This window comes from Mesorhizobium sp. M0800, assembly GCF_040320095.1.
Taxonomy (GTDB): domain Bacteria; phylum Pseudomonadota; class Alphaproteobacteria; order Rhizobiales; family Rhizobiaceae; genus Mesorhizobium.
Window position 1 is genome coordinate 147,829 of the sequence record NZ_JAMYOZ010000011.1, and the last position, 8,839, is coordinate 156,667.

The window sequence follows — 8,839 nt, forward strand, 5'->3', positions numbered from 1 at the left end:
CGATGAGCGCCGACGACAAGACGCGAATATCGCCGCAGCTGACCAACACCGCCGTCGGCACGCAGCTCAGCGGCATCTACGAACTTGACGAGCGGATCGCATTCGGCGGCATGGGTGAGGTCTACCGCGGACACAACATCCAGACTGGCGACCATGTCGCGATCAAGATCGTCCTGCCCGAATTTGCCCGCGACCCGACGATCTTGTCCTTGTTCCGCAAGGAAGCGTCGGTCCTCAATCACCTCTCGCATGATGCGGTCGTGAGATATCACGTCTTCACCATCGACCCCGGGATCGGTCGTCCTTACCTTGCGATGGAATTTGTCGACGGCGAGTCGCTTTACGACATTATCCGACGTGGCCCGATGCCGACTGAAAAGGTACGCAAGCTCTGCCATCGTCTCACTTCGGGTCTGAGCGCCGTGCATCAAGCGGGAGCAATTCACCGCGACCTTTCCCCCGATAACATCATCTTGCCAGGGGGTAGAGTCGACCGCGCAAAGATCATCGATTTCGGTATTGCGCGATCGGCGACCGTCGGCGGGGAGACCCTGATCGGCGGAAAATTCGCGGGAAAGTACAACTACGTTTCCCCCGAACAGCTTGGGCTATACAGCGGCGATGTCAGCGAGCAGTCCGACATCTACAGCCTGGGGCTGGTGCTGGTTGCCGCCTTGCGCGGCAAGCCGATCGACATGAGCGGGTCGCAATTCGAGATCATCGAAAAGCGCCGGACCGTGCCCGACCTGTCCGACATCGACGACGATTTTCGCGGCATTGTTGAAGCCATGCTGCAGCCGGATCCGCGAGACCGCCCGGTGAGCATGGCGGAAATCGCCAGGATGACGCGTGACGAGGACGAAGGGACAACGCCGCCGACGTTCATCCCAAACCGCGACAGGCCGGGTCTGCCACGAGCGGGGCAAACCCTTGCGCCCGATCCGAAGGCCTCGTCCCCGCCGTCCAATGTCTTGGGCCATGACGCGCCTTTGGCAGGCTCGGGCGGGCAGCGCTTTGTCCCGCATGTCCGGCCAGCGCTTTTGTCCGAACCGCGGGCCTCACCGATCGCCGCGCCGCCACGTGCGGTCGTGGGCGCTGTTCCTGGAAGGTCCTCAAAGACGCGAACCATCGCAATCTCTGCCTTCGCGACATTGGCTCTCGCCTCGGTTGCCGGCCTTTATGTCAGCGGTTTTACAACGCCCACCGCGCCGAGCGCCGGCAAGACCTCGCTTTCCGCGCCAGAGCCACCACAGCCTGCACCACAAGCAACAATGCCTGTCCCCGAAGCATCGATTCCTGAGGCAGAGGCGTCAAAGCCGCTGGCGACGGACAATGATGCGGACTCCCCTGAGCCGCCACAGGAACTTCCAGCCCCAAAGCCGCAAACGGAGGCTACATTGGCGCCAGCTGAGAATCAGGCGGAGGCCGCAGTTCGAATGCCGCCGCCGGCAGCGTCGCCCAAGATGCTCCCGAAACCCGAGCAAACGTCGAAGCCGTCGGCAAGTGCGGCGCAACCGCCGGCCGAAAACGCAACGCCATCAGTTCAGCCCGATACGCCCCCGCCGCCTGCCAAGATTGCTCCCGCCCTCCCGCCGGTCGAAAAAGCTCCGACGGTGCCCGCGGCCCAGTCAGGTGCCGCGGCGAGCCAGAAGCCTGAACATCAGGCAAGCCACCAGGCGGAGGCGAAACCGGCCACGCCCGCCCCCAAACCGGCTGCAGACCAGGCAGATGCGACGAACGCACAGGAGCAGCAGGCCGACCTCCCGCCGGCCAAACACCAGGCAAGCCGGCCGGCGAAGGCGATACCAGCAGCGCCCGTTCCAGAGCCGGCTGCACGCCAGGCGGATGCGACGAGGGCAAAGGAGCAGCAGGCCGACCTGCCGGCGGCCAGAGAACCAGACCAGGCCATGGTCGCCCTGAACCTGCCTAAGCCAGAAGTTGCCCCGGTAATCGACGATATAGCGCAACGTGTCTCGTGGGTTCGCGACTTCAGCGGCGGCGACTGTTTCTACGCCGCCGTGACTTCGATAACCGACAAGACCGCTGCCATCGAAGGATTTGGAACCGCGGTCCAGCCCTTCGAGCAGATGCTGGCTGATTTCCAGGCAAAGTTCCACGTTGAGCCGGACATCAACGTGCGCCTCATTGAGCCGAGCCAGTGCGAAGTCACCAATTTCCTGCGCTTTCTGGGGCAGACTACTGGCGAAAAGCCGCAGCTTGTTCTCGATCGAACATCGGTGCCGAACGGTACGCCGATCAGCGGTAGGCTGGTGACGCGTGGCGGGCTCATTTCCAGCGTGCTGCTGATCGACCACAAAGGGATGATGTTCAACCTCGACGACCGCATGGTCGTACAATCGGACAAGGCTACCTTCAGCATCCCGATCGGTCTCGGCGCCGCCGACAGGGCTGCAGGCAAGGCCGTGCCGCAGATCATCATGGTGATTACCGGGCCCCAGGATATCCAGGCGGCTGCGTTCTCCACGCCAGTGCCAGCCTCACGGCTGTTGCCCAAAATCCTCGAGGAAATCGAGGCCAACGGATCCAAGTTCTCGGCTAGTGCCAAGTATTTCCGGCTCGGCGGGTAGCATGGGCGTCCGATGGAACTCCGTAGCTCGCGTTTGCCCCGCTCGTCTTCCGACCTGCCCTTAAAGCAGCGTGGTCGGCTTCGAACCTTACTTGCCTCGAGGGGCCGGATGAGGCTTGGGGTCGTTTCGGCCGCCGCGTTGCTGGCCGTGCTCTCATGCAACGAAGCGCGCGCCGAATTCACGGTGTGCAATCAGACGCTCGACGTCGTCAACCTCGCCGTGGGCCAGGAGGTCGACAATGCCGACCAGACCGATGGCTGGTGGACCATCGGCGCAAATCAGTGCGTGAACGTCATCCGCGAGGAACTGACGAATCGCTACATCTACCTCTACGCCACTGACGTTTTCGGCCACGCCATCCTGACCGGATCGACCGAAATGTGCATTGAGCGGCGACGTTTCTCGATACGCGGCATCGACGAATGCTGGCAGCGCGGCCATATTGTCGCGCGATTTGTTGAAGTCGATACGCTTGAACAGGTGCGGTGGACATTTTTCCTGACCGGAAGCAGTCCGTGACGCACGCTATCGACACCAGCTTCAAGGAAAAGAAGCAAGCACGCGCTGCCCTTCGCCGGCGCACGTTTTGGCGCGGGCTTCTTGCCGGCTTCGCCACGGTTTTCCTGTGTTCGATTGCCGCCGGCTTCTATCTCACCGCAGACTATTGGTCGTTTGGCGACGAAGACGAGGAGCTGCATGCGGTCGAAGGAGCCGACGATGTGCCCGCTGATGCCTCTGTTTATGTGCCTGCCATTATCGGCCTGGCGGGGGACCCGATGTGGATCACGCTCGCACCCGATGCCGGCGCCGCAACGAAAGGCCGCGTTGTTCCGCGCCCGGCCGAACTCGAGCAGGCCGGGGTTTCGCCACAGATCGAGATTTTGTCCGACGTCATGCTTAGCGCCAGCGAGAAATTCATGACGACCATACCGTCGACGCAGGAGGATTTTGCATTCTTCCAGGCGCAACGAAAGACGGCTCCAGCAGCCTCCAGCGATCTGCAGAACAATCTTCAGCCATTTCCTGCCGCGGATGAACCCGCGCCTGCTGCCGATCAACTGGCCGAAGCCGACGACCCGGAGGCCGGCTGGGGTGAAACAATCGATGCAGGCGATGCAGCTCTTCCGGCGTTCCACAAGACCCAGATCGAAAACAACACCACCGTCGCAACTGTGACGAACGAATATCAGCGGTTCGAGGCGACGGAAGACACGTTCGTGAAGATCCTGAACGATCGCAGTCTGGACAGCGTTGCGCTCGATGCATATCTCTCCGCCGACGACGCCAAGCAGGCAGGCGAGGCGCTGAAGGCCCTCTTCGGCCGGGACGGCCTGGAACCGGGCTATGTCGTGGCCATGCGTGGATACCGGCCCAACCGCGAGACGACAACGATGTCCCTCATGCAGGTGTCGATCTACGCCAAGAACGTCTTTGTCGGTACGCTGACGCGTAACGCCGCGGGCGTGTTGGTATCGGGCGTTGACCCTTGGGTACGCGAAGATCTGTTCAACTACTCGGGCGCGCCGGCGGAAGGCGGCCACAAAAGGCAGTATCGTCTGCTCGACGCGATCTACTCGACTGCGGCACGCAACAGCGTTCCAACCGGCGTGATCGGCGAAGCCATCATGTATCTGTCGAGAGGACAGGATCTGGATGCCTTTGCAAGCGAGGACCAGCGTCTTGTGCTGATCTATTCGCAGACGCCGCGCGGCAAGGACGAAGGCGCCGGCCGCGTGCTGTATGTTGGTGTCCAGGGCACGACAAAAAGTCTCGACTGTTTCGTCTTCCAGCAGGGCGATGGCCAGTTTGCATGCGTGACAGGCGACGATCAGGTCCGCTCGCTGACGGTCACCAATGGCATGGTCACACCGGTCAACGGGGTCTTGACCTCGACCTTCGGGCCGCGCAAGCATCCAATTCTAGGCACCGTTCGCATCCACAAGGGCGTCGACTGGGCGGCGCCGGTCGGCACGCCGATCGCAGCCGCCTTCGATGGCGAAATCAGCTTCCAGGGCGATGGGGGCGGCTACGGCAATCTAGTCAAGATTTCGCACGGAAGCGGGCGCGAGACGCGCTACGCTCATATGCAGAAATTCGCAATCGTAGGAGGTGTCGGCACCAAGGTGAAGGCAGGCGACATCATCGGCTACATCGGCACCACCGGACTGTCGACCGGACCGCACCTGCATTTCGAACTTTACCAGAATGGGGCGGCGATCGACCCGCTGGGCACAGTTACCGCGGTCGCGTCGGATCTTTCCGCCGTGGAAACGCTCACCGACCGCATCGTCCATGTCGAAAGTGGCGGCAGTGCCCGTGCCAAGAACCCGAATTCTTCGGCGACCGGCGCCGGCCAGTTCATCACCAAAACCTGGATCCGGATGATGAATACATACCGCCCTGAACTGGCACGCACGCTCTCGACCGCCGACCTGCTTGCCCTGCGTTACGACGCCACGATCTCGCGCGAGATGGTTCGCAATCTGGCGCGAGAGGGCGAAGCCTATCTTCGGGCGCGCGGCCACCAGATCACAGCCGGCCGGCTCTATCTGTGCCATTTCCTCGGCATGGAGGGCGCGCATCAGGTGCTGTCGGCGTCGGGTTCGGCGCAACTGAGCGCCGTGCTCGGATCAGCCGTCATTCAGGCCAATCCTTTTCTCACCGGCAAGACCGCCACCTATGTCGTGGACTGGGCCGAAAGGAAGATGGGTCGAAAGCTCAGCCCAGCCACGACCGCGGCGAGCCAGCAGACGACGACCACCACTGAGGTGCGGCAGACATCGCCTGAGTTCGCAAAGTACAAACAGGTGATCACGGCGATGCTGAGCTCCGTTCAGAATGCGCTTTGAGCCAGGGCATGGCGTCGGCAAGTCGCAGCCGCAGCCCGCTTGGTTCCCGGGTCGGCGATTTCCCGACCAAGGCGCCGCACTTCGACGACGGTGTCGTGGTGGGCGGCGAACCGGAGGAACTGACAGCGGGCATTCAAATGGCTGCCCTGACGCGGTAACGCAGTTGTGGCTCGGAAACTGCCGCACAGTTTTCCGGCGGCATGCGCCAGCGTTCCCTACTCGGTCTTTATGCGCATTTCCACGCGGCGATTGACAGCATCGTACGGGTTGGGGCTGCGCGGATGCGCTTCGCCCAGGCCGATCGAGTTAATGCGGGCGGCCTCAACGCCGCTTGCTGTCAGGAAGGACGTAACGGATTGCGCTCGTCGCTGTGAGAGCCGCTCATTGTAGTTTGCCGGTCCGGAAGCGTCGGTGTAGCCTTCGACGACGAAGTGGAAACTGCTCAGCCGGTTGTCCTTCAGGGCCTTGGCAAACTCCGCGAGCTCGGCGCGCGCGGTTGCGTCGAGTTCGGCCGAATCCAGTCCGAAATTGATCAGCATGTCGAGACTGGATTTGTCGGCGGGTCTGTCTTTTGCCTTGGTCCTGCTCTTGCACTGCTCCTCGGTGCCGACACAAATTCCACGCGACTTGCCAAGATCGGCCGCGCCGGCAAAAAACTTCACGATATCTTCTGATTTCTGGACAGGGTCGGCGCAAACATGGGTCGAGAAAACCACGACCGCCAACACCAAGGGTGAACTGGCCCACCGCATAGCGGTTACTCCTGTTGAGCATCCGATATTACCAACCGTGAACATACCAAATTCCGAAGCAATTGTCTGCGGGAAATACCGAGCCGCGGCTCTGTCGCCGGTCATCACCCCGCCGCAAGTTGAGACTTGACCCGCGCCGCGCTGCGGGCTTGAGTGCCGACAGGCTCTCGATGAAAGCGTGGCGTCATGGCCAACGGGCTCCGATTCAAAACGGCAGGAGATCTTTTCATAGCTTGTCCCGCCGCTGCCCGAGACATGCGAACCCTTCCAACCGAACAGCGTTCGCTTGAGTTTTGCCGCGATCTCCTCGCCGGACGCGTTCCCGAAGAGGCAATCACCTTTTGTGCCTACCTGCTGCCGGATCGGGCCGCGGTCTGGTGGGCTCATGAATGTCTGGGGCATCTGAGCGAGCTGCTCGATGAAACCGATCAAAAATTACTCGCACTCGTCAGCAACTGGGTCAGCGAACCGGGCAGCGCCCACCATCGCGCCGCGCTGGGCCAGGCAGCGGCAGTGCCACCTACAACCCCGGGCGCCTGGATTGCCTTGGCTGCGGGATGGCGTGACAATGGCCTGGGGACTAGCGGATCCGTCGGCCGCACAGCAGTGCCACCGGCCTTACAGCCGTTTCCTGCCGCCCATGCCGTCAATGCCGGAGTTCTGGCAGGACTCGCGCGTGTTGCACTAGCGGACCGTTTTGCCGTTCTATCTGCCTTTGTCGAAATGGGCTTACAGATGGCCGAGATCGAGGCGCTGCGCCAATCAGCGGACGCATACTAGCCTCGCATGTTTTCTGTCAGGGCTGAAGGCGAGAGCGAACAACTGCTTGGCGCGAGTGTCCAAAGGAGTCGGGATTGGCTGGAACTGCGCAGGGCCGAGGGTGGAGCTCAGAGATGACATCCGCGGGTTGGCTACCGTCTTCCGCCTCTTCGCCTCGGTGCTTTCCTCGGTCTAGAGGGCGGCGTCGAGTGGATTTTGCGGGCCACCACTCTCAGCCCTGGAATATGAGGTCTAGCAATGTTGCTGTCCCTGCTCGCCGCGATCTTGGTGTTCTCTGGGCAGCGTTGCCATGACGGGCACATTTGAAATTCATTCGATGTACGAAAGCGTACCGAAGGTATCGAGGCGAAACTCGCTCATTCCCAAAGCATTCCAACGCAGCGAAACAATTCTTGGTAGAAATTCTGAGCGGAGTTGATCACGTCAGCCCCCCGTCCTGGTCGAATGAGCGCAGAGCCCGCTCCTGATCAGGCATGAATAACGCAAAAGCGCACGACGAGGTCCCACTGACGGCCACGCTTGGTCCACTTCATGAGTTCCTTGCTGCTGCCTATGCGTTGCAGACGTGGTACGTCAGACTGGTTGCCTAGCGCTCTGACGAGGATCGGAGGAAGCCAATCACGCCGTCACTTCTTGTCGGCCCGATCAATTTCATCAAGCAAAGGCTTGTGCTCATTCGGAAGCCCCTGTTCCACCGGAAGATTTAGCGCCTTGCGAAGGTAGTTGCGGATGGCTTCTGACGTGATCCACCGTCGTATGAGGTCGGCGATAACCTTCTGTTTCCTTTCGTCGAACTCAACCATGGCCGGCGCTACATGCGAATAGGTCCGGACTTCCCCGTGATCCGATTTGTTCCTTAGCTATTCTTTGGTGTCGAGCAGGACGGCCCTTCCATCATGTGTCGCCAGATCGATCAGAATTTCACACAGTTCGAGGTCCGTCTCGTCTGCGTGCGGGCACAGGGCACGGAGGGCCGCTACGGCCGTTCTAAGGGACACCACGTTGCCGTCCGACGCGGCCTTAACGGCTGCTGCAATAGCTTCAGGCGTAATGCATCCCGGCGCAGTATCCATGATAGCCGACCCCTCGGTGCCCTGGGGTCATCTTGCCGGGAACTTAGGAGAGATCAACAAACGATTTCGTGGAATGGGAGGTCGGAAATATTTGGCAGAAATTTTCTGAGCGGGTGATCGGCTACCTGGCTCGCCGGCCAGCTTGTACCCCCTCCACATTCGCCTGTGGGCACAGCGTTGCTATGTACCCTTGGCGGCGTCCTCGATCAGTTCGGCTATTAAGGTGCGGACCCGTACGTCGGACCTGTCCCCTATGTTTCCCACATCTTTGGTCACCATCCCCGGCGAAGATACGGACACCGCCCCGCTCACCTTAACGTTGACCGTAAAGGTTCTTCTAGGCGCCTTCTCCAATTCTCGCTTCTTGTAGATCTGGAAACGAATCGACGGGGTTAAAGCTTTAACCTGCCGGCGTGGCGCGGTGTCTATGTCAACAGCCACCTCGCCTGCCACGTCAGCCTTGGCCGCCTCCAGCGATGCAATCACGACATCGTTTAGCCAAGCTTTTGCTTGCTCGCTGAAGTCCGCCATGGGGACATCTCGCTTCCCCACCTCCGCGTCGCCGACGGGCTTCTCCTGCTGACGGCGAGTTTCCTTCGCGCGCTCAAGGGCTTCTTTAAACTTTGCCATCCCTGTTGCTCCGATTTGTCATCAGGCCACCCCCGTCAGATCGGCTATGGCGCCCTCCCATTCACTAGAGCCTTTCACGTTTTGATGGAAGCGTAGCCGGCGTTTGCGAAGTAGTTGTTGCATTCGGTTGCCTCGATCGTTTCAACGAGGTGGCCGATGTGGCGCCA

8 protein-coding genes are annotated in these 8,839 nt (G+C 61.0%); 5 read left to right on the top strand and 3 right to left on the bottom strand.

Annotated features, from left to right (window positions below; all coding sequences use genetic code 11):
• Positions 1-2 precede the first annotated feature (2 nt).
• The 4 genes from NKI18_RS16195 (at position 3) to NKI18_RS16210 (ending at position 5,595) form a co-directional block, all read left to right on the top strand.
• On the top strand, positions 3-2,588 hold the full coding sequence (locus NKI18_RS16195) for a serine/threonine-protein kinase (RefSeq protein ID WP_352619641.1): 2,586 nt from the start codon (positions 3-5) through the stop codon (positions 2,586-2,588).
• A 147-nt stretch (positions 2,589-2,735) separates the two neighbouring features.
• Positions 2,736-3,107, top strand: coding sequence for a DUF1036 domain-containing protein (locus tag NKI18_RS16200; RefSeq protein WP_352619681.1), 372 nt, complete (start codon positions 2,736-2,738; stop codon positions 3,105-3,107).
• On the top strand, positions 3,104-5,437 hold the full coding sequence (locus tag NKI18_RS16205; RefSeq protein ID WP_352619642.1) for a M23 family metallopeptidase: 2,334 nt from the start codon (positions 3,104-3,106) through the stop codon (positions 5,435-5,437). The genes NKI18_RS16200 and NKI18_RS16205 overlap by 4 nt, the downstream gene beginning before the upstream one ends.
• An 8-nt stretch (positions 5,438-5,445) precedes the next feature.
• The gene (locus NKI18_RS16210; protein ID WP_352619643.1) at positions 5,446-5,595 is read left to right on the top strand and encodes a hypothetical protein; all 150 of its coding nucleotides are present in this window, start codon (positions 5,446-5,448) and stop codon (positions 5,593-5,595) included.
• Between the two features lie 57 nt (positions 5,596-5,652).
• Here the strand turns inward: NKI18_RS16210 and NKI18_RS16215 are convergent, their stop codons facing one another.
• On the bottom strand, positions 5,653-6,294 hold the full coding sequence (locus NKI18_RS16215) for an OmpA family protein (RefSeq protein ID WP_352619644.1): 642 nt from the start codon (positions 6,292-6,294) through the stop codon (positions 5,653-5,655).
• 81 nt (positions 6,295-6,375) lie between these two features.
• Here NKI18_RS16215 and NKI18_RS16220 point away from each other — a divergent pair, with 81 nt between their 5' ends.
• Positions 6,376-6,969: a DUF6931 family protein gene (locus NKI18_RS16220; protein WP_352619645.1), complete on the top strand. Its 594-nt coding sequence runs from the start codon at positions 6,376-6,378 to the stop codon at positions 6,967-6,969.
• A gap of 626 nt (positions 6,970-7,595) precedes the next feature.
• On the opposite strand, the gene NKI18_RS16225 is transcribed toward NKI18_RS16220, so the two are convergent.
• On the bottom strand, positions 7,596-7,772 hold the full coding sequence (locus NKI18_RS16225) for a hypothetical protein (protein WP_352619646.1): 177 nt from the start codon (positions 7,770-7,772) through the stop codon (positions 7,596-7,598).
• Between the two features lie 450 nt (positions 7,773-8,222).
• Positions 8,223-8,672, bottom strand: a complete 450-nt coding sequence (locus tag NKI18_RS16230) for a hypothetical protein (protein ID WP_352619647.1) — start codon at positions 8,670-8,672, stop codon at positions 8,223-8,225.
• Positions 8,673-8,839: the final 167 nt, after the last annotated feature.

Excerpts from the sequence above, each read along its gene's own strand:
- NKI18_RS16195 (WP_352619641.1), top strand. The coding sequence starts at position 3 with ATGAGCGCCGACGACAAGACGCGAATATCGCCGCAGCTGACCAACACC.
- NKI18_RS16210 (WP_352619643.1), top strand. The coding sequence starts at position 5,446 with ATGGCGTCGGCAAGTCGCAGCCGCAGCCCGCTTGGTTCCCGGGTCGGC.
- NKI18_RS16215 (WP_352619644.1), bottom strand. The coding sequence starts at position 6,294 with ATGACCGGCGACAGAGCCGCGGCTCGGTATTTCCCGCAGACAATTGCT.
- NKI18_RS16220 (WP_352619645.1), top strand. The coding sequence starts at position 6,376 with ATGGCCAACGGGCTCCGATTCAAAACGGCAGGAGATCTTTTCATAGCT.
- NKI18_RS16225 (WP_352619646.1), bottom strand. The coding sequence starts at position 7,772 with ATGGTTGAGTTCGACGAAAGGAAACAGAAGGTTATCGCCGACCTCATA.
- NKI18_RS16230 (WP_352619647.1), bottom strand. The coding sequence starts at position 8,672 with ATGGCAAAGTTTAAAGAAGCCCTTGAGCGCGCGAAGGAAACTCGCCGT.